We start from the raw sequence: 19,505 nt of genomic DNA on the forward strand, positions 1-19,505 counted from the left end.
CCCACCGGCCACACCGAACCAGCAGGAGGACGATCGATGACAGAACAGCAGGACGCACCCGTACTCACCACCATCCGGGGCCACCTCGGACTCATCACACTGAACCGCCCGCGCGCGGTCAACGCGTTGAACGTGGAAATGATTGGGCTCGTCAACCAGGCCCTCGACGAGTTCGAGGAGGACGCCAACGTCAAAGTCGTGGCGATCGTCGGCTCGGGGGAACGCGGGCTGTGCGCCGGGGGCGACGTCGTGGCCCTGTATAAGGCCGCATCCAGCGATGATCCCGGTCAGGGCATCGATTTCTTCCGCCAGGAATACGCCTTCGACTACCGCATTTCGCGATACCCCAAACCGTTCGTCGCGATCATGAATGGGCTGGTCTTGGGCGGCGGCGTCGGGCTCTCGGTTCCGGGGTCACACCGCGTGGCCACGGATTCGACACGCACCGGGATGCCCGAAACTGGCATCGGCTTTTCCCCGGACGTGGGAGGCCTCAACTATCTTTCCCATGCACCCGGGCAAGCGGGTAAGCACCTGGCACTGACCGGGCTCCACATCGACGGTGCCGACGCCATCCACGCGGGCTTGGCCGACTACTACGTCGAGGATGCCCAGGTGGAGGAATTGCTGAAGCAGCTCGAAGACACCGAGAATCCCGGAACCGTGGCGACCGTTCTTCAAGAGGTCGAGGCCGAGCTTCCCGAGTCGACGTTGGCGGCCGCGGCGTCGTGGATAGATGAGGATTACGCCCCGGAAACCGTGGAGGAGATTCTCGCCAACGTGACGGCCAGGGTCGAGAAGGATCCGGATAACGAGCTCGCGGCCTCGGCGCTCGCCGCACTGCGACGCAACAGCCCCACCGGCATGAAGACGGCGTTGGAAGGCCTGACCCGAGCCTCAAACCAGAGCCTTGCCGAGACCTTGACCCAAGACTTCCGCACCAGCGGAAACGCGCTCTTTGCCCACGACATGGCCGAGGGTATTCGCGCGCAGGTGATCGACAAAGATCGCAACCCACAATGGCAACCGCAAACCCTCGAGGATGTGGATCGGGAGACCGCGCTGGGATTCTTCGAGCCGGTACCGAATCACGAGGACCTGCGATTGTCGGACGAAGGAGCAACGTCATGAACATCGCATTCCTGGGCCTCGGAAATATGGGCGGTCCCATGGCCCGCAACCTCAAGGACGCCGGGCACGCCGTCGTCGCCTTCGACCTCATGGAGGCCGCGCGAGAGAACGCCGCCGCCGAGGGCGTGACCATCGCGGCCAGCGGTGCGGACGCCGTCAAAGATGCCGAGGTCGTCATCACGATGTTCCCGGCGGGCAAGCACGTTTTGGCGGCCTACCGCGGAACCGAGGGCGAACTGGGGCTGCTGGCCGTTGCTCGCCCGAACACGCTATTCATCGACAGTTCGACCATCAGCGTGGATGAGGCGGTCGAAGCCGCAGAACTCGTCCACGAGGCCGGCCATCGAGCAGTCGACGCGCCGGTCTCCGGAGGAACCGCAGGAGCCCAAGCCGGCACCTTGACGTTCATGGTCGGTGGACCGAAGGCGCACGTCGACGCCGCCCACGAACTCTTCGACGTCATGGGGAAGAAGATCGTCCACTGCGGAGAGAACGGCGCAGGCCAGGCCGCCAAATGCTGTAACAACATGTTGCTGGCGATCACGACCATCGGCGCGAGTGAAGCCTTCACGTTGGGATCCAAACTGGGCCTAACCGATCAGGCACTCTTCGATGTCATGTCCACCTCTGCCGCTCAATGTTGGTCCGTGACGACCAACTGCCCTGTTCCGGGCCCGGTGCCCACCAGCCCTGCCAGTAACGATTACCAGCCCGGCTTCGCGGCGGCCCTCATGGCCAAGGACTTGGGCCTCGCCTTCGCGGCCCTGGAATCCACCGGCACTCGAGCGACCTTCGGCCGGGCGGCGCACCAGGCCTACACGGAATTCACCGAGGCCGGCAACGGGCACCTCGACTTTTCCGCGATCATTCAGACCATCAGAGAGGACGCATCATGAGCGAAACCACCGCAGATTCCCCGATCATCACGGAAAAAACCGAGGACGGCGTCGGGCTGATTCGGCTGAACCGACCGAAAGCACTCAACGCGCTGAACTACGAAACCATGGTCGCCGTGGTTGAGGCCGCGGAAGGCTGGGAGCGCGACGAATCCGTGTCCGCGATCGTGCTGACCGGCTCGGAGAAAGCGTTCGCCGCCGGTGCGGACATCAAGGAGATGGCGTCGAAGAGCTTCACCGAGATGTACGCGAGCGATTGGTTCGCCCACTGGCAGCGCCTTACCCAGGTTCGTTTGCCGATCATTGCCGCCGTCAACGGCTACGCCTTGGGTGGCGGATGCGAGTTGGCGATGATGTGCGACATTCTCGTGGCTGGTGAAGGCGCGACCTTCGGGCAGCCGGAGATCAACCTGGGTGTTCTTCCGGGTATGGGTGGTTCCCAGCGACTCACGCGCGCCATCGGTAAGGCCAAGGCGATGGACATGATCCTGACCGCCCGGAATATGGGGGCCGAGGAAGCCGAACGCGCAGGATTGGTGTCCCGGGTGGTTCCCGACGCCGAGGTGCTGGACACCGCACGGGACATCGCCGCGAGCATCGCGCAGAAGTCTCGACCGGCCGCGATGATGGCCAAGGAGGCAGTGGCCGCGGCGTTCGAAACCCCGCTGGCTCAAGGCCTCGCCTTTGAACGTCGCGTTTTCCACTCACTTTTTGCGACCCATGACCAGGCCGAAGGCATGGCCGCATTCTCGGAACGGCGCTCGCCCAACTTTGAGAATCGCTGAATCTTAACCGACGACGCCGCCGTCCTCGCTCTGTGAGGGCGGCGGCGTCGTGATGCACGATGGGTCGTTAGGCGTGGTCGTGCCCCGGGTAGGTGACCTCGATCTGCCGTCGGACCTCGTCCAGGAATTCCATTTGCGCGATGGTGTCTTCCCACGGCATGACCGGGGATTCCAGGAGCCCCTCCTGGATGCATCGGGTGGCTTCGCGCATCTCATAGGAGTATCCGCGACCGATCAGCGGCCACGACTCTTCCCGAGAATGCCCCTGAGCGTCGGTCACGGTGAAAGATTCCGCCTGATGCATGGGCGCAGGGATCGAGATGAATCCCTCGTGCCCCGAAATCACGGCCTCCCGCGGTCCTTGCGAAACCAAGGACATCGTCATCTGTGCCGCGGCATTCTCGCAGGTCACGGTCACCTGCGTGAGGGCATCCACGGTACCGCGTTTAATGGTTTGGGCGACGACGCCGATGGGCCGCCCCAATGCGAGCCAGGGCCAGTGCAACACGTAGCAGCCCATGTCGAGCGTGGCCCCGCCACCGGCATCCTCCCGCCACAGTCGGTGGGTCTTGTCCGCCGGTCCACGGAATCCGAGGTCGGCCTGGACCCAGCGCGGGGTCCCGATCTCGCCGGATTCGATCAGCTCCGCTACCCGAGCGCGGAGGGGATGGAAGCGGGTCCAAAGGCCTTCCATCACGAAGAGATTCTTTTGTCCGGCCAGGTCGAGGACCTCGCGAGCCTCCTCGGCGGTGATCGTGAAGGCCTTCTCACACACAATGTGTTTGCCGGCCTCCAGTGCTTGAAGCATGTTCTCGTAGTGCTGTCCGTGAGGGGTCGCGATGTAGAGGACCTCGACGTCGGGATCCGCGAGGATCCGCTCATAGCCGGTGCGTTCGTCGTCGTCACCATAGGCTTTGGCTACACCGAAATCCTGGGCGAATTCCTCCGCCGAATTCTGGTTTCGGGACGAAACCGCTACCAGACGGGCGTCTTCGAGGGCGGCGATGTCCGGCGTGACCTTGCGGGCAATCGCACCCGTCGAGACGATGCCCCATCCCAGGGTTCGACCGGTCGCTGTCAGGGGGTTTTGTGTCTCCGTCATGCATCCATACTAGGCAGGCTCCCATACGGGGCGCGCCCGCCGGGGCCGATCAGGATGATCCCTCACCGGCCCCGGCGGTTACGCGGCTAGCGCCGGATCCGGGCCACGACGGCGTCTACCACCACAAACAGCGCCAACGGCAAACCGAAGAGGGGCAGGAACACACCAACGGCGACGGCGGGAACACCCACGGCCGGCCAGGCCCACCACGGTGCACGCCGCAGGCCAGGGCGCGGCGCCTTCATGTTCGTGAGCCTTGGGCGGCGCTTCACCCACATCCAGTACCCCGTCACGACGCTCGCGGCGATGCCCAACGCGATCAGGAACAGCAGGATCTGATTCGCCAATCCCAGCCAGAGTCCCATGTGGATATCGACGCCCCATCGAGCCAGTTTGGCGGGCAGGGAATAGTCCTTCGAGAAGGAGACATGATCCACCTGCTCGTAGGTCACGGGGTCGACCGTTACCGAGTCCACCTCGGTGGGGAAATGCCGGTTGATCTCGTTAACCGTCCACGCTTGATCCATCGATGCCGCTGGGGTGATGTCGAGCTGCTTCGAATCGATGCCGTACCGATGTGCGGCCCTCAGGATCGCGTCGTATCCGGAATCCAAGGGCATGGGCATCGCGTCCGCGCCGGACGACGGTGTGGAGGATCCATGGCCCGCGTGGCCCGCGTGCTCGTCGGCCTGCGCGGCCTGGCCGGTCAACGACGTCGTGGGTTTGGGGGAGCTCCAGTTGAGGGCGGCCCTCAGATTGGTGACGTTCTCGCCCGCGTAGGTGGACCAGGTGATGCCGGTCGCCGAAAGGAACACCATCGCGACGAGCAAACCGAGGCCCAACGTCGAATGCCAGCCCAGGATTCGCGGCCGCCCGCGCGCGCCCTTAGTGGGCAGTGCCGCCTCCCGGAGCGCGCGCCGTCGACTACGGCCCGCTTTAATCTTGGAGGTCAGCTGGGGAACCCACAGGATGAGGCCGCCGAGTGCAATGACCCACATCCACGACGCCGCGAATTCGGCGTAAATCCTGCCGGGTTCACCGAGGTGGAGGTCCCGGTGTAAGTGATCGATCCACGTGCGGAGCGGCAGCGCTCCGGAGGACCCGTACGTGATGAGATCTCCGCGAATCTCGCCGTTCGCCGGGCTGACGAATACGGTCCGACGGTCGGATTCGGAGGATCCTGGCGGCGGCGCGAACATGACGCGGGTCGAGTCACCCGCTTCGGCGGCAGGCCGGACGCCGGTGGGCTGGGCTTCAGCCGCGCTGCCGTTCTCGCGGTGCACGTGATCGATGGCCCGCCGGACTTGGTCGTCGAGGCTCAAGGCCTGGACGTCGGAGCCGGCGGTGAGCTCGTGCGAATACACGATCTTTTCGAGCTGAGGTGCGGCCGCGTAGAGGGCCCCGGTCAAAGCGGCGACCAGGATGAACGGGCCGACGATGAGTCCGGCGTAGAAGTGCAGGCGCAAAATCATGGCCCGAAACCACCCGGCACGACGTGGGGTGCGATTTTGTGGTGAGGCGCCCCGAGAAGGGCGCGGGGGAGCGGTAATGGTCATTTTTCCTCACGGTGATGAGGCGCCGCACGAGGTATCCGTGGGCGCGGTGATACGGCGGGCCGCTGAACGCGCGGTCCGGCCAGGGGGATCAGGGAGTCGTGAGGAAAAGAGGCGGTCCCCTGACGGGAATGATGGTGTGAAACCGCTTCTTTAGCGGCGGGGCGAAAGCCGTGGTGACACCAAGAGGGGCACGAAGGCGGGGGATCAGCAGGTGACGAGTCAGCCTCGCGATCCACGGCACGATGAGGGTCGCGAGGATCCAGATCGTCGCATCGACCGCGCCGAGGAAAACGGCCGCAACGATGGTCCCGAGAACGTGTGCCGCAAACATCGGGAGGGAACCGTGATCCATCGCCATGCCGCTGGTCTCCATCGAATGATGCGCCATCATCTCGGCGTGATCCATGCCGGCCGCACCGCTCATGCGGGCGTGAGCCTCACCTGATGCGGCGGCGCTCGCGCCCACGGGACTGCCCGCAAGAATTCCAGCCTGCCCCGAGCTCGGGATCATGAGGAGCCAGTGCACCGCAACCTGCCCCAGGGCGAGCAACGGAAGGCAAGCCAGAGTATTCAACCGAAAACGGGTCAGGGCGAAGACGCCGCTGATGAGCGGAAGGCTCAACCCCACGGCCAAGCCTGAAATAGCCAGCTGACCACCGCCCAGAACGTGCGCAAAACACCCCAACCAGGCCGTCACCGAGACCAGCAAAAGGGTGCGCGCCAACCGCCAATCGGTGGACCCTGCGGTCACCGTGGGGTTGTTTACTGGCGCGTTCACTAGGTCAGTTTATGTGAATCACGGAGCGCGGAGGCTATGAACTCTTGAGCCCAGGGAAGTCCGCTTCCGAGAATTCGTGGCCGTAACCCTCCGACGTCGTCCGCTCTTCCCGGAACGTCTCGGTCCTTTCGCCGTCCTCACCGTGCATCTGCCTCTCGTGCGCTCGCAGTTCGACACGGCGAATTTTCCCGGACACCGTCTTGGGGAGGTCAAAGAATTCCAGACGCCGGATGCGGGCATAGGGGGCTAAGTTGGCGCGACAGTGGGCCAGGATGGATTCCGCGAGTTCCGCCGTGGGTTCGTGACCGGAATTCAGTGCGACGAAGGCTTTCGGCACCGCCAAGCGAAGCGGGTCCGGGGAGGGAACCACGGCGGCCTCGGCCACCGCAGGATGCTCGATGACCACGGATTCCAGTTCAAAGGGCGAGAGCTTGTAGTCGCTGGCCTTAAAGACGTCGTCCGCCCGGCCCACGTAGGTGAAGTTTCCGTTGGCATCCCGGCTCATGATGTCGCCGGTGTGGTACACGCCGTTGCGGAAAACCTCGTCATTCTTGGCGGGGTCCGCTTTGTATCCGGTCATGAGGCCGACCGGGCGGGGTTCCGTCACGATGCACACCTCACCTTCGCCTTCGTCCGGAACCACCTCGTCCGTCACCGGGTCCACGAGGACGATGTCGAAGCCGGGCAGCGGGCGGCCAACGGTTCCCACCACAAGTTCCTGCCCAGGCGTATTGGCGATCTGCACCGAGGTTTCCGTCTGACCGAAGCCATCGCGAATATCGAGACCCCAAGCTTCCCGTACCCAGTTGATGACCTTCGGGTTGAGGGGCTCGCCGGCGGCGACAACTTTTCGTGGCGGATTCTTGAGTGTGGTGAGGTCCGCCTGGATGAACATGCGCCACACGGTAGGCGGCGCGCAGAAGCTCGTGATGCCCTCGGCGTCCATGGTGCGCATGAGCGCCGCGGCGTCGAACCGCGAATAGTTGTAAATGAAGACGGTCGATTCCGCGATCCACGGCGTGAAGATGTTGGACCACGCGTGTTTGGCCCAGCCGGGGGAGGCGACGTTGAGGTGTACGTCCCCGGGTTCCAAGCCGATCCAGTACATCGTGGAGAGGTGGCCCACGGGATAGGAGACGTGCGTGTGCTCCACGAGTTTGGCCCGCGACGTCGTTCCCGAGGTGAAATACAGCAAGAGGGTGCTGTCTGCGGGGGTCGGGGCTTCGGGGGTGAATTCCCTAGATGCGGCGGTGCTTTCGGAATACGCAACGTGGGTGCGTCCGGGAACGGCGTCTTGGGTGAAGCCGCCGGTTTCGATGACGGAGAATTCTCCCGGTACCTCCGCGAATTTCGCGACGTTGCCAGAATTTGTCACCACCCAGGAGACCGACCCGCGGGCCACACGCTCTTCGAGGTCTTTGGGTCCGAGCATCGTGGTGGTCGGCAGGAGGACGGCGCCCATTTTGATGCCGGCCAGCATGCTTTCCCAGAGCTCCACCTGGTTGTCGAGCATGAGGATCATGTGGTCGCCGCGGCGCACGCCTATCTCGGTGAGCCACCGAGCGACCTGGCTGGAGCGTTCCGACAATTCACGGTAGGTCAACCGTTGAGAAGAGCCGTCCTGCTCCACGATCACGAGGGCGTTTTGGTCCGCCCGTTCGGGGGTGGCGGCGACGGCGTCGAACCAGTCCAGCGCAAAGTTGAAGTTCTCGAAGCGTGGCCATTCGAAGGACGTCCGCGCGGCGGCGTAATCTTCCCGGAGTTCGACGAGGCGGTCTCTGGCCTGACGGAATTGCTCGGTGACGGTCACGGTGTCTCCTCCTCACACGCTGTGACTCACTATTATTGTGAGCCACCTCACTCATGAGAGCGTATCCCAGGGGTAAGGGCGAACGGAAGTTTTACCGTGGTCACGAGCCCATGCGGGTGTCATGTGGGGCGCCACCGTTCATGCGGAGACGGGTGAGCTGAAGGGTGAGTGCCACCAAGGCCGTGGCTCCCGCGCAGAGGGCGAGGGCCGAGCCGCCGAGTCCCATGCCGATGAGTGCCGCGCCCAGGGCCGAGCCGATCGCGGCACCGAGGTAATTGGCTGAGGCGTTGGCGGCTACTGCGGTGGCGCCATCGTCAGGATTGGCGGATATGAGGGTGTGCTGCTGAGGTGCCAAGGAAGACCAGCCCATGGCACCCCAGGCAAAGAGTCCCACGGCGAGCAGTGGCAGGGGTGAGCCCAACGCCACGGCCCCAAAGGCGAGAGCAAGGATGCTGAGGATTATGGCCGAGAGCTTGAGAGGGCTTCGCGCGGCGTCGACCACCCGGCCGATTGTCAGAGCTCCGATGGCTCCGCCCAGACCCCAAATCCAGATGGCTAGGGTGTGATGCTCCGCCAGGGCCGTTCCGGAGAGGACGTGCGTGATGTATGTGTAGAGTCCCAGCGCGGCGATTCCCGTGGTCAAGGTGACCAGGATGGTGACGAGGTTGCGCGGGTGAGTCAGAGTGCGGAGGCGTTCCCGGGCCGTTGAGGCGGGCACGTTAGGGATCCCGGAATTTTCTCGAAGGGCGACGCCAACCAACGCCACCACACCCAGCACCGCGATGAGCCCTATGCTCAGTCGCCACCCGGCGACGTCGGCGACCATCAAACCCAGTGGGACGCCGAAGACCGTGCCCAAGGCTAGTCCCGCCAAAACGAGGGAAAGCGCCTGACCGCGACGTTCCGGGCCCACCAGGGATGCGGCGACGGCGGAGGACAGCGGGGAGTAAATACCTGCGGCGGCGCCCGCGACCAAGCGCGTGACGATGAATATTGCGGGGCCGGGAGCCACCATGGTTCCCAGATTGGCCAGGGTGAAAACGCCTAAGGCTAGGGCCAGGCTGCGTCGGGATCTGCGACCGGCGAGCCCCGCCAGTAGCGGGCCGACGACGGCGTAGGCGCCCGTGAATGCGGTGACCCCTAGCCCGAGGAAAGCTTCGGGGGCGCCCAGGTCGCGCGACATTGCGGGGAGTAATCCGGCGACGACGTAGGCATCCAGCCCCAAACCGACGCTCCCGAGAATGAACGGCCAGAGTCGAAGGATCATGAGTCTTCCGAGGGGGTGGCGGGGGAAGCGTCTCGAATGGCTTGTTCGACAAGCGCCGGCAATAGTCCGGGGAAGCGGGCGTCGAGGTCGCGGGTGCGAAGGGAAATGAGGCACATGCGTCCCTCGCCGCGTGTCCACGTCACGCCCGCTTCGCGGAGAATGCGGGTGTGATAGGTCAGCGTCGAGCGTGGAAGGTCGTCGGCGAGCGTGATGCTGTCGTGCTCCTGGCCGTCGGAGAGTCGACGCAGCATTTCCAGGCGAATGGGGTCGCTCAGGGCTGCCAGGACTTTGGGGAGGGAGATGTTCTGCGTGCTGGGATGCTCGTAGCTTCGGGGGGTCATGAGTCTCCAGATGGGTGTTCGTGCAACTTTATTTGCACGATACATGTGCAAGAAATCTTGCACAATCCCTCCGGAACGACCCGTTGCCGCCTAGTTTGGGTGCGGCCCATTGGGGCCGGGGTGCTGGTGCGCAGGGCCAAGGGGTGGCCTTCTCGTGGCCTTGATCTTTCCAAGCCGAGGCAAACTGTCCCCCGAATTATTCCTTCTCACTTAGTACTGCCTCGCGAGGCAGCTAATGCAATTTGGGCAGCGATATACCCGTTCATTCCAGGGAGGTCCGGTCCTCGCCAGTAAAACCGCTTCGACCACCCGATTGGATTCTGGCCCAATGATGGGGATATCCACCGTGGCAGGCCTTCTAAAGGTGTAAATTCCCTCTGGGCGCAAGGTCTGTGTATTACTGATCCGGATTGGGAGGGTTCTTCGAGAAATAGGTGGCCTTCCACCAAAACCAACCGGTCGCGATGGCTAGGACGACGAAAATAACGAACATCAACGGTTGGTGCGTCGTAAATGCCAGAACAACACTCAATAGGGCGGCTATCAAACATGCGACGGCCTTAATAACCTCGATGGTGGTTCGGTTCATCCTGTACCCCTGTAAACATGGGAAAGTTAGTGTTCAGGAAAAATATACCATGTGAGTAAAGATATTGCAGGTGGTGTTTTGCGTAACTTTAATACAAAATGTAAAGTTAAAGTTCAGTAAATTTAGTTAGAACACCAATACATTCGTTTCAATGCGACTCGATGACCTTTCTATCATTGTTGATGCCCTTGAGGTGCCACCAAGTCCCGACGGCATCCATGCGGCTGAAACTGGCGTACAACGGGAGCTTGTGAAGGTTTGTCGTCATTACCTCCGCCTGTGGCGTTGCGCCTCCGTGCATCTTCGGACCCAGTCGATCTGCCTGAAGGGGGGCTCTGAATCGCTGAAGGAATGTTTGTGGTGAACCCGTGTGTTCGTTATCGGGTGGGTTCTATTGAGTGGAGCTCTGGCCTCCCCAAACTCGATCTGCTGTTTGATGAGTTGAATCGATACTGTAGTGCCCTATTTTGAACGAAACCGTGATTGCCAGCAGGTTGAATGTAGAACAAGAATAATGGAGTTATTATATTGCCGAAATCAATAAAGACCTTTTTGGGTCTTACTTATGCAATTATCGGGCTTTCTGTTCTCGCATTGCTGTTGTCGTGGATTTTCTTTCAGCCATACACTGAGTTTTATATTAAAACACATGGAAGTTCTTTTGACAGTCTTCCGAGTCAACAGTTCAAAGTGAATACTGTAGTATTTATTCTTGTGATTCGAAGTGCATTTTCGCTGGGGTGGATTAGCTCATTAATCTATATGAGAAGGCTTGTTAGGGCTCGCAATCGGCATCTTCTGGTGATCATATCGGTGTATGCGGTCATTAGTTTTGTAGGGTACGGAATACTAGTGTTTCAGAATGCAATGTTGTGGCAGACGGTCATCCGTGGGTCGCAAGCCCTGGCTGGTGCTGGGTTACTGGTCTTAGTGCTGTCGCAGAGGGCTAGACGATCTATCAAAAAGTACGTGGACGACCCAGACTAGTATCTCTCCGTCGATTGATGAGGTCAGGTGGAGTCTGGCTGCTGGTGGTAGGCTTTGGAAGGGTCATGCTGCTGGAATATTTTGCGCACTAGCCATCGAGAATCGTGATCGGCCATGGAGTTCGGTGACCTGGAGGTTCGGCAACATGTTGGCGCTTAGGGCTGACGGTTGTGTGGCGTCAGTCTTCATAGTGATAGCGGCATGACGCTATTCGTATTTCATCGGCAAGTACTTTGTAAACGAGCCTGTGTTCATTGGTAATGCGTCGAGACCAATATCCATGGAATCCATGCCTGAGAGGTTCTGGCTTCCCGATACCCTCGTTGCCGTTGCGCTGGATATCTTTCAGGAGACTGTTAATCCTCCGAAGAACTTTCCGGACTTGGGCCTGCCACCAGAGATCATCATCCCAAGCCGAGTCGTCCCATGTGAGTTTCACTCGATGAGACCCTGTTCGGTTCCTCCGCCATTTTCGAGCCTGTCGATCGAGGCTAGGAGTCGCCGGGCATTGGCCGGACTTCTGAGGAGATAGGCGGTTTCTTTGAGGGATTCGTAGTCCTTGAGCGAAACCATGACCACGGGCTCATGGCCGGATCGGGTGATGACGATTTCTTCGTGGTCGTTGGCTACCGCATCCAATGTTTGGGCGTACTTTGCCCGGGACTCCGAGAATGACATGGTTTTCATGAAGCCCTCCTTTGCGTACGGAAAATTGTACGTTCACGCGAGAGGGGCGAAAGGTGCATCCTTCGGTTTCGAAAGTTTTCTGCGGGGAGTTAACTGACCGCCGGCGGATCCCTCCTAGTCTTGGCCGTCCCACCAGCGGTCGAGGAGGGTGACCGGCGTCGTGCGCTTGTGGCGTGTGATGAGGAAGCGGCGTTCGATGGCTTCGGCCTGCTCGTCTTCGACATCCCGCCCTTCCAGGTAGTCATCGATGACGTCGTAGCTGAGGCCCAACTCGTCCTCGTCGAGGCGGCCCGGTGTGGCGTCGAGGAGGTCCGCCGTCGGGGCTTTCGACCAGACGCGTTCGTCTGCTCCGAGGTGGCGCGCGATTTGACGAATCTGGCGTTTGTTGAGGCCGAAGAGGGGCAAAATGTCTGCACCGCCGTCGCCAAATTTCGTGAAGAAGCCCGTGGTGGATTCCGCCGCGTGATCCGTGCCGACGACGAGTAGGCCCTTGTCTCCGGCTAGGGCGTATTGCGCGACCATGCGAATGCGGGCCTTCACGTTGCCTTTGGAGAAGTCGGAAATGTCGACTCCGGTGGTCTGGCGGTATTCGTTTTCGACGCCGGTGGTGGCGGGCTCGACGTCGAAACTCCAGCTGGTTTTGGGGCGGATGAATCGCAAGGCGGCCTGGGCATCGTCTTCGTCTGCCTGAACGCGGTAAGGGAGGCGAACGGCCACGAAATCCGCGTCGGTCCCTCGGTTCGAGAGTTCCTCCACAGCCAATTGGCACAGCCGCCCGGCGAGAGTCGAGTCGACGCCGCCGCTAATACCAAGCACGAAGCCCTTGGTGCCGGTGGATTCGAGGTAATCACACAGGAAATCGACGCGCCGCTTCACCTCCTCGGCGGGGTCAATCTGGGGCTTCACGCCCATTTCTTGAATGATCTGTGCCTGGAGTGTCCGCATGGCTCCATGATAGGTGCCGCGTGTTACCGAAAGATTGCGTGGATACTCGGCACCCTCGAGACATCGAGGCTCAGGTTCGGTAGCATCCCGACTATATGTGACTCAGGACACAAAATGTCCTGAATTGCGGATTCCCACAAGGAAGGGTCGTCATGTCTCAGATTCTCGGAGCTCCGTCCACAGGGCTTATCCCCCTCATTCCCTATCCGGATGGTGACCTTCTCGAGGTACGGAACCTCCTCAATGACGAGGAGCGCGAAAGTTACGAGCGGGTTCGTGAATACCTTCAGGAAGTCGTGCGACCGGCCAGCGTCGAGTATTGGAACGAAGAGGAGTTCGCCTTCGATCTCCTTCCGGGCCTCGCGAAAGTCGGCCTGGGGGAGATTGAACTCTCGGATACCTCGTGGCTGTACCGGGGACTGGTGTACGCAGAGGCAGCGCGAGCCGACGTGTCCCTTTCTGCTTTGGTGGGCATTCATAATGAGTTGATTCTGGGAATGATCCAGCAACTCGGATCGGAAGAGCAGCGGTCCACGTGGCTGCCACGGTTGCGTACATTCGAGGCCATTGGCGCCTTCGCCCTCACCGAGCCGGACCACGGGTCCGATATCGCCGGTGGTCTGGAAACTACCGCGACCCGCGACGGCGACGAGTGGATCATCAACGGCTCGAAGCGCTGGATTGGTGCCGGAACTATTGCCGATTTCGCTCTCGTGTGGGCTAGAGATACCGAGGATCTTCAGGTGAAGGCTTTCCTGGTGGAAACGGATCGTCCCGGATATCGAGCGTCGAAGATTCGCAACAAGATGGGTCTGCGCATCATGCAGAACGCAGATATCGAATTAGACGACGTTCGGATCCCCGCCGAAAATCATCTCCCTGGGGCCGTGGACTTCTCGAGTGCCAACGAAATGCTTCGCAACTCTCGGGTGTGGGTGGGTTGGCAGGCCTATGGGCTACAGATGGCGGCTTTTGACGTCGCCCGAGAATACGCCGTGAATCGCACTCAATTTGGTCGGCCTATCGCCAAGTTCCAATTGATGCAGCAAGCCTTGGCGGAGATTGCGGGGAATGCGCACGCAAACCTTGGTCTGATGATCCAGGTGGCTCGCTCTCAGGAAGAGGGAACGCTGGATATGATGCGCGCCGCGATGGGTAAGTCCACCGGGACGCGGTTGGCTCGTGAATCGGCTGCGAAGGTGCGAGCCATGTTGGGCGGAAATGGCATCACGAGTGATCATGAGGCCTCCAAAATCTTCTGCGACGCCGAAATTTTGTACACCTATGAGGGCACGTACGAGATCAACTCGCTGATTGTGGGGCGGGCGGTCACGGGAATCTCTGCATTCGTGTAATTCCACAAAGTGGGCCAGTCTGCAGGACGTTTTCTGGGCGCCCAGTAAGACGGCGTTGGCTTCCGCGGGGTGGTCACCTGTGCGTCAGGGATGGGGCTGGGTGTGATCCAAGTTACGATGAATGGAGATCGTCACCTGTGCGAATTGTCGACGTCGGTGGTCGCGTGTCAATGAAGGAGAACCATGGAACTTCACGGAATATCAGTCATCGTGACCGGGGGAGCCTCTGGCCTGGGCCGTGCGACGGCCCTGCGCCTGGTTGAACAAGGTGCCCACGTCTACGTATTCGACCTCCAGCGTGCCATCGACGACGCCGCAGCGCAGGAGGGGATCACCTACCTCCCCGTGGACGTCACCGACCCAGAATCCGTTAAAGCCGGAGTTGATCAAGCTGTCAACAGCGGAACCGGCCCGCTGCGCGTCGCGATCAACTGCGCCGGTATTGGCACTCCCGGGAGAATTCTCGGCAAGGGTGGGGTCCACGACTTCGCCAAATACACCGCAGTGATCACCGTCAACCTCATTGGCACATTCCAGGTCTTGGCTCTTGCCGCCGAGGCCATCGCCGCAACTGACCCCGTGGATGAGGACGGCCAGCGCGGCGTCATCATCAATACTGCTTCCGTGGCCGCGTTCGAGGGGCAGGTTGGTCAGGCGGCGTACGCGAGTTCCAAGGGCGGCGTCGTCGGGCTGACGCTTCCGGCTGCCCGTGACCTTGCGAGCCATGGGATTCGCGTCAACACCATCGCGCCCGGAATTGTCGATACGCCCATGATGGCCGGTATCGACCCCGAATTCCGCACGACGCTGGAACAATCCGTTCCTTTTCCGCACCGTTTGGCCACGCCCGATGAATACGCCGAGTTGGCCCTGGACATCATTCGCCACGACTACCTCAACGGCCAGGTCACCCGCATGGATGGCGCGATCCGCATGTCGCCGCGCTAAGTCCACCACGCCCCGCTCGCCCCGAGGCGGGCCTACTTCAGGAGGAACCATGTCCGAGGCGTACATCGTCGAAGCGCTCCGCACCCCGGTCGGTCGCCGTCAAGGTGGTCTTTCTGGGGTCCATCCCGTGGACCTTGCCGCGGTGCCCATCGGTGCCGCGCTGAACAGGCTCGGGATCGGGTCCGAGGAATACGACGAGATCATTCTTGGATGCATCGACCAAGTTGGACCGCAAGCCTTCGACATCGCCCGCACGGCATGGCTCGCCGCCGGAGGCTCCGAGGCGGTCCCGGGAACGACCATCGACCGGCAGTGCGGTTCGGGCCAGCAGTCGATTCATTATGCGGCCCAAGCGGTGATGTCGGGAACCAGCGATGTGGTGATGGCCGGCGGCGTGCAATCCATGAGCTCGATTCCCCTCGGCTGGGCCAACACGGCCACTCAAGAGCTCGGTTTTCCTCATCCGTTCGCTGGGGCGCGCGCGTGGGAACAGCGATACGGGAAGCAGGAGATCTCGCAGTTCCGCGGCGTCGAGCTCATGGCCGAACGCTGGGGCATCACCCGGAACGACGCCGAAGCCTTCGCCCTCGAATCCCATCGTCGCGCACGTGCGGCCCAGGAAGCCGGCGATTTTGATGATGAGATCGTCCCTGTGGGCGATGTTTCTCGCGACGAAGGCCCTCGTGAACCGAATCGCCGCAAGATGGCGGAACTCGAGCCGATCCGTCCGGGTGGGGTGCACACCGCGGCATCGGCATCACAGATATCCGACGGTGCCGCCGTGCTGGTCCTAGCCTCGGAGCGCGCCGTCGACAAGTACAGCCTGACGCCCCGTGCTCGAATCCATCATCTGTCCGCCCGCGGAGACGACCCCGTCCAGATGCTCACCGCTCCCATCCGGGCGACGCGACGCGCCCTAGAGAAAACTGGGATGTCCCTCGACGATATGGATGCCGTCGAAATCAACGAAGCCTTCGCTGGTGTGGTTCTCGCGTGGGAACGTGAGCTGAAACCGGATATGGCGACGGTGAATCGTCGGGGTGGTGCCATCGCACTGGGTCACCCCATCGGCGCCACCGGCGCACGACTCATGACCACGCTGCTCCACACCTTGGAGCAAACTGACGGACGTTTTGGCCTGCAAACCATGTGTGAGGGTGGCGGTCAGGCCAATGTGACCATCCTCGAGAGACTCGACGCCTGATGCCGTACACCCTGAAGCGCCTAAGCCTGACCCCCGGCGTTCGGGCGGAACGGGAAGAGGCGTTGGGCGTCGGCTGAGCGTGGCCAGGAGCGAATGGGCTGGTCACGCCGGGTATTTTTTGTCCCATACCGAGGGTATCGGGCATTAGACTGTGATTCGGATTACCATCCTGGGCGATGCCGCGTGGCCTGCCCAGGATCTGCGGCCCTTGAGCCGTGGGAAACCAACGTCACGTGCACCAACTCAAAGGAGAGACCGTGAGCCCCGTGAACCCCGAGCCCTCGTACGACATCACCGACCCCGTCGACGCCGACTACCTCGGTGTGTTCGCAGACCTCAGCGATGAGGATCGCGAAGCCTGGAACCAGTCCCGCCAGTACGGCCGCGAGATTCTTCCGCTCATCAACGGCTATTGGGATCGTTCGGAGTACCCGCTGGACCTGGTCCGTCGGATCGGAGAACTCGACCTCATGACGGACGGCCTGGACATTCCCGGGCACCGGAAACTCTCGGCACTCGGCGCAGGGTTGGTGACCATGGAATTGTCCCGATGGGACGGGTCCATGGCCACCGCCGTCGCCGTCCAGGGCGGGCTCGCGCTGCGTTCGATCGCCCTGTTCGGCTCGGACGAGCAAAAATCCAAGTACGAGGGCCCTCTCGCCGACGCCAGCCTTCTCGGCTCCTTCGCCCTGACCGAACCCACGCATGGTTCCGATTCGGTGTCCCTGGAAACCCGCGCCGTCAAGAGCGGGTCGGAATACATCCTGACGGGCGAAAAGAAGTGGATTGGCAACGGCGCATCCGGTGGCATCACCGTCGTCTGGGCACGGGACGAAGAAAACAACGTCCGCGGATTCATCGTGGATCAAGATTCGGCCGGATACGATGCCGAGATCATCGAAGGCAAAGGCACCTTGCGCGCAATCCACCAGGCACGCATCAGCCTGAACGACGTCCGCGTGCCCGAAGCAAACCTGCTGCCGGGCGCGAAAACGTTCAAGGACGTCTCCCAGGTCTTGGTGCAGACACGGGTCGGTGTGGCGTGGTCTGCCTTGGGCCACGCCGTCGCCGGTTACGAAGCGGCGTTGGAGTACAGCAAACAGCGCATCCAATTCGGCAAGCCCCTCGCCAAATTCCAGATGGTGCAGGAGCGGCTCGTCCGGATGCTCTCCGAGATCACTGACATGCAGCTCATGTGCGTGCGCATCGCCGAACTTCAGGAAGCGGGCAAGCTTCGCGATCAGCAAGCAAGCCTGTTCAAGGTGCACAACACGACGAAGGCGCGGGAGGTGCTCTCGACCGCTCGGGACCTCCTGGGCGGCAATGGCGTGCTTCTCGAGAACCACGTGATCCGGCACATGTTCGACATCGAGGGCGTGCACACCTACGAGGGCACCGAGAATATTCAGCGGCTCATCGTGGGACGGGACATCACGGGGCAGTCCGCTTTCGCCTAATCGATGCGGATGGACGCGGGCGGGGGGGGGTCCTCGGCCGCGTCCTCGTGAGCGGTCAACCCACGCGCGTGTGCTGGTGCTTGCTGACCATGAAGGTTTCCGGGTCGGCGCGGTTCCACGGCTCCATCCAGTCCTCGGAGGCGGTGCCGTCCAAGAGGGAATTCGTGGTCAACCAGGTGTACATCTTCCGGTATGACGCCGAACTCGTGGAGTCGATCCGGTGCATCACGTGTTCCGGACCCAGGTCCTTGAACGATTGCAGGCCCATCGAGGCGAGAATTCTCATGGCCGAATTCATGGTGCCCACGTGGAAGTTTTTGACGCGCTCGCCTTTATTCTCGACGTCGATCCCGCGAGCGAGTCGCGGATTCTGTGTGGCCACACCCGAGGGGCAAGAATTCGTATTGCATTTCTGGGCCTGAATGCATCCCGTGGCCATCATCATGCCGCGCGCACTGTTGGTGAAGTCGGCTCCCAAGGCCATGCGACGCACGATGTCTGCGCCGCCCACCACCTTGCCCGCAACGCCCACGGCCACACGATCTCGCAATCCGACCCCCATCAGGGCGTTATGGACCGTGATCAGGCCTTCCGTGAGTGGCATCCCGACGGCGTCCTCAAACTCGACCGGCGCGGCACCGGTCCCGCCCTCGGAGCCGTCTACGGTAATCCAGTCCGGCGTGATGCCGGTTTCGAGCATCGCCTTGCACAGGGCCAGAACCTCAATGCGGGAACCGACGCAAAATTTGATGCCGACCGGTTTGCCCTGGGCCGCCTTGCGCACGCGGGCAATGAATTCCACGAGCTCGCGCGGCATCGAGAATTCGGGATGAGCCGCGGGGCTGACGCAGGTTTCTCCCTCCGGCACCCCGCGAGCCTCGGCAATCTCCGGAGTGACCTTCTCCCCGGGGAGCACTCCGCCGAGGCCCGGCTTAGCGCCCTGGCTGAGCTTGATGAGGATGGCTTTGATTTCAGGCTTTGCGGCCTTCTCGGCAAAGACCTCGTCGTTGAAGCGGCCTTCTTTGGTGCGGCAGCCGAAATATCCGGAGCCAAATTCCCAGACGACGTCCGCACCATATTTCAAGTGGTACTTGGTCAGTCCGCCTTCGCCGGTTTCCTGCGAAAACCCGCCCATCGCGGCGCCTTTATTCATGGCCATCACGGCATTGGCCGAAAGAGCCCCGAAGCTCATCGAGGAAATGTTGAACAGGGAAATCTCGTACGGCTGAGTGCAATCCGGCCCGCCCAAACGTTGCCGCGGGGCTTCCGCGAGCGGTTCCACGGGAGCCATGGTGTGCAGCAAGAAGTCGTGGCCAGGGCGGAGGACCTTGCGCTCGGTGCCGAAGGCTTGCTCCCCTCCGAGGCCCTTGGCCCGTTCGTAGATCATCGTGCGAGTATCTCGGTCGAAGGGACGGCCGTCGTAGTTATTTTCGATGAAGTACTGCTGGATTTCCGGACGGATGAATTCCATGAGGTACCGGGCGTGGCCCAACACCGGGAAATTGCGCAGAATCGTGTGCTTCTTTTGAAGGATGTCGTGAGTCGCGACCCCGAGCAGTCCGGCTGCCCCTGAAATGCCGAGTGATGCGGCGATCCGTTTGGCTGACCGAGACATATTCAACTCCTTGCAGGCGATCCACGAATGGGGCCGAGGTTGGTCCAAACGC

18 protein-coding genes are annotated in these 19,505 nt (G+C 61.6%); 7 read left to right on the top strand and 11 right to left on the bottom strand.

Annotated elements, in window-relative coordinates; translation table 11 throughout:
• Window positions 1-36: 36 nt before the first annotated feature.
• Genes D8M21_RS05870 through D8M21_RS05880 form a run of 3 tightly spaced genes read left to right on the top strand, consistent with a single transcriptional unit; the run spans window position 37 to window position 2,812 of the window.
• Window positions 37-1,131: an enoyl-CoA hydratase/isomerase family protein gene (locus tag D8M21_RS05870; RefSeq protein WP_048682061.1), complete on the top strand. Its 1,095-nt coding sequence runs from the start codon at window positions 37-39 to the stop codon at window positions 1,129-1,131.
• Window positions 1,128-2,027 carry a 3-hydroxyisobutyrate dehydrogenase gene (mmsB, locus tag D8M21_RS05875; protein ID WP_048682058.1) on the top strand — a complete coding sequence of 300 codons (900 nt, stop codon included), beginning with the start codon at window positions 1,128-1,130 and terminating at the stop codon, window positions 2,025-2,027. Before D8M21_RS05870 ends, mmsB begins: the two co-directional genes overlap by 4 nt.
• Window positions 2,024-2,812 carry an enoyl-CoA hydratase gene (locus D8M21_RS05880; RefSeq protein WP_048682054.1) on the top strand — a complete coding sequence of 263 codons (789 nt, stop codon included), beginning with the start codon at window positions 2,024-2,026 and terminating at the stop codon, window positions 2,810-2,812. Before mmsB ends, D8M21_RS05880 begins: the two co-directional genes overlap by 4 nt.
• A 67-nt stretch (window positions 2,813-2,879) precedes the next feature.
• Here D8M21_RS05880 and D8M21_RS05885 read toward each other — a convergent pair whose 3' ends face one another.
• The 10 genes from D8M21_RS05885 to nadE all read right to left on the bottom strand — a co-directional run bounded on the left by D8M21_RS05885 (window position 2,880) and on the right by nadE (window position 12,874).
• Window positions 2,880-3,914: a Gfo/Idh/MocA family protein gene (locus tag D8M21_RS05885; RefSeq protein ID WP_048682051.1), complete on the bottom strand. Its 1,035-nt coding sequence runs from the start codon at window positions 3,912-3,914 to the stop codon at window positions 2,880-2,882.
• Between the two features lie 86 nt (window positions 3,915-4,000).
• Window positions 4,001-5,470: a PepSY-associated TM helix domain-containing protein gene (locus D8M21_RS05890; RefSeq protein WP_048682048.1), complete on the bottom strand. Its 1,470-nt coding sequence runs from the start codon at window positions 5,468-5,470 to the stop codon at window positions 4,001-4,003.
• 88 nt (window positions 5,471-5,558) lie between these two features.
• Window positions 5,559-6,248 carry a hypothetical protein gene (locus D8M21_RS05895; RefSeq protein WP_126855717.1) on the bottom strand — a complete coding sequence of 230 codons (690 nt, stop codon included), beginning with the start codon at window positions 6,246-6,248 and terminating at the stop codon, window positions 5,559-5,561.
• Between the two features lie 34 nt (window positions 6,249-6,282).
• On the bottom strand, window positions 6,283-8,058 hold the full coding sequence (locus D8M21_RS05900; protein ID WP_048682043.1) for an AMP-binding protein: 1,776 nt from the start codon (window positions 8,056-8,058) through the stop codon (window positions 6,283-6,285).
• Between the two features lie 100 nt (window positions 8,059-8,158).
• Window positions 8,159-9,325, bottom strand: coding sequence for an MFS transporter (locus tag D8M21_RS05905; protein WP_048682040.1), 1,167 nt, complete (start codon window positions 9,323-9,325; stop codon window positions 8,159-8,161).
• Window positions 9,322-9,666, bottom strand: a complete 345-nt coding sequence (locus D8M21_RS05910; RefSeq protein WP_048682036.1) for an ArsR/SmtB family transcription factor — start codon at window positions 9,664-9,666, stop codon at window positions 9,322-9,324. Before D8M21_RS05910 ends, D8M21_RS05905 begins: the two co-directional genes overlap by 4 nt.
• A gap of 397 nt (window positions 9,667-10,063) precedes the next feature.
• Window positions 10,064-10,255, bottom strand: coding sequence for a hypothetical protein (locus tag D8M21_RS05915; RefSeq protein WP_048682033.1), 192 nt, complete (start codon window positions 10,253-10,255; stop codon window positions 10,064-10,066).
• A 1,165-nt stretch (window positions 10,256-11,420) separates the two neighbouring features.
• Window positions 11,421-11,681, bottom strand: a complete 261-nt coding sequence (locus D8M21_RS05920; protein WP_082156823.1) for a Txe/YoeB family addiction module toxin — start codon at window positions 11,679-11,681, stop codon at window positions 11,421-11,423.
• Window positions 11,678-11,929: a type II toxin-antitoxin system Phd/YefM family antitoxin gene (locus D8M21_RS05925; protein ID WP_048682027.1), complete on the bottom strand. Its 252-nt coding sequence runs from the start codon at window positions 11,927-11,929 to the stop codon at window positions 11,678-11,680. Before D8M21_RS05925 ends, D8M21_RS05920 begins: the two co-directional genes overlap by 4 nt.
• Before the next feature lie 114 nt (window positions 11,930-12,043).
• Window positions 12,044-12,874, bottom strand: a complete 831-nt coding sequence (gene nadE / locus D8M21_RS05930) for an ammonia-dependent NAD(+) synthetase (RefSeq protein ID WP_048682024.1) — start codon at window positions 12,872-12,874, stop codon at window positions 12,044-12,046.
• A gap of 152 nt (window positions 12,875-13,026) precedes the next feature.
• Here nadE and D8M21_RS05935 point away from each other — a divergent pair, with 152 nt between their 5' ends.
• The 4 genes from D8M21_RS05935 (at window position 13,027) to D8M21_RS05950 (ending at window position 17,838) form a co-directional block, all read left to right on the top strand.
• Window positions 13,027-14,229, top strand: a complete 1,203-nt coding sequence (locus tag D8M21_RS05935) for an acyl-CoA dehydrogenase family protein (protein WP_126855718.1) — start codon at window positions 13,027-13,029, stop codon at window positions 14,227-14,229.
• A 183-nt stretch (window positions 14,230-14,412) separates the two neighbouring features.
• Window positions 14,413-15,177 carry an SDR family NAD(P)-dependent oxidoreductase gene (locus tag D8M21_RS05940; protein WP_048682018.1) on the top strand — a complete coding sequence of 255 codons (765 nt, stop codon included), beginning with the start codon at window positions 14,413-14,415 and terminating at the stop codon, window positions 15,175-15,177.
• Between the two features lie 49 nt (window positions 15,178-15,226).
• Window positions 15,227-16,381 carry an acetyl-CoA C-acetyltransferase gene (locus D8M21_RS05945; RefSeq protein WP_048682015.1) on the top strand — a complete coding sequence of 385 codons (1,155 nt, stop codon included), beginning with the start codon at window positions 15,227-15,229 and terminating at the stop codon, window positions 16,379-16,381.
• A 257-nt stretch (window positions 16,382-16,638) separates the two neighbouring features.
• Entirely contained in the window at window positions 16,639-17,838 is a 1,200-nt protein-coding gene (locus tag D8M21_RS05950; RefSeq protein ID WP_238651085.1) for an acyl-CoA dehydrogenase family protein, read from the top strand.
• Window positions 17,839-17,893: 55 nt separating this feature from the next.
• Here D8M21_RS05950 and D8M21_RS05955 read toward each other — a convergent pair whose 3' ends face one another.
• Entirely contained in the window at window positions 17,894-19,453 is a 1,560-nt protein-coding gene (locus D8M21_RS05955; RefSeq protein WP_053090006.1) for an FMN-binding glutamate synthase family protein, read from the bottom strand.
• Window positions 19,454-19,505 lie beyond the last annotated feature (52 nt).

The organism is Kocuria sp. HSID16901, from assembly GCF_003989425.1.
Classification (GTDB): Bacteria; Actinomycetota; Actinomycetes; order Actinomycetales; family Micrococcaceae; genus Rothia; species Rothia massiliensis.

Coding starts and splice junctions, on each gene's coding strand:
- D8M21_RS05870 (WP_048682061.1), top strand. CDS start 37: ATGACAGAACAGCAGGACGCACCCGTACTCACCACCATCCGGGGCCAC.
- mmsB (WP_048682058.1), top strand. CDS start 1,128: ATGAACATCGCATTCCTGGGCCTCGGAAATATGGGCGGTCCCATGGCC.
- D8M21_RS05880 (WP_048682054.1), top strand. CDS start 2,024: ATGAGCGAAACCACCGCAGATTCCCCGATCATCACGGAAAAAACCGAG.
- D8M21_RS05885 (WP_048682051.1), bottom strand. CDS start 3,914: ATGACGGAGACACAAAACCCCCTGACAGCGACCGGTCGAACCCTGGGA.
- D8M21_RS05890 (WP_048682048.1), bottom strand. CDS start 5,470: ATGACCATTACCGCTCCCCCGCGCCCTTCTCGGGGCGCCTCACCACAA.
- D8M21_RS05905 (WP_048682040.1), bottom strand. CDS start 9,325: ATGATCCTTCGACTCTGGCCGTTCATTCTCGGGAGCGTCGGTTTGGGG.
- D8M21_RS05910 (WP_048682036.1), bottom strand. CDS start 9,666: ATGACCCCCCGAAGCTACGAGCATCCCAGCACGCAGAACATCTCCCTC.
- D8M21_RS05915 (WP_048682033.1), bottom strand. CDS start 10,255: ATGAACCGAACCACCATCGAGGTTATTAAGGCCGTCGCATGTTTGATA.
- D8M21_RS05925 (WP_048682027.1), bottom strand. CDS start 11,929: ATGAAAACCATGTCATTCTCGGAGTCCCGGGCAAAGTACGCCCAAACA.
- nadE (WP_048682024.1), bottom strand. CDS start 12,874: ATGCGGACACTCCAGGCACAGATCATTCAAGAAATGGGCGTGAAGCCC.
- D8M21_RS05935 (WP_126855718.1), top strand. CDS start 13,027: ATGTCTCAGATTCTCGGAGCTCCGTCCACAGGGCTTATCCCCCTCATT.
- D8M21_RS05940 (WP_048682018.1), top strand. CDS start 14,413: ATGGAACTTCACGGAATATCAGTCATCGTGACCGGGGGAGCCTCTGGC.
- D8M21_RS05945 (WP_048682015.1), top strand. CDS start 15,227: ATGTCCGAGGCGTACATCGTCGAAGCGCTCCGCACCCCGGTCGGTCGC.
- D8M21_RS05955 (WP_053090006.1), bottom strand. CDS start 19,453: ATGTCTCGGTCAGCCAAACGGATCGCCGCATCACTCGGCATTTCAGGG.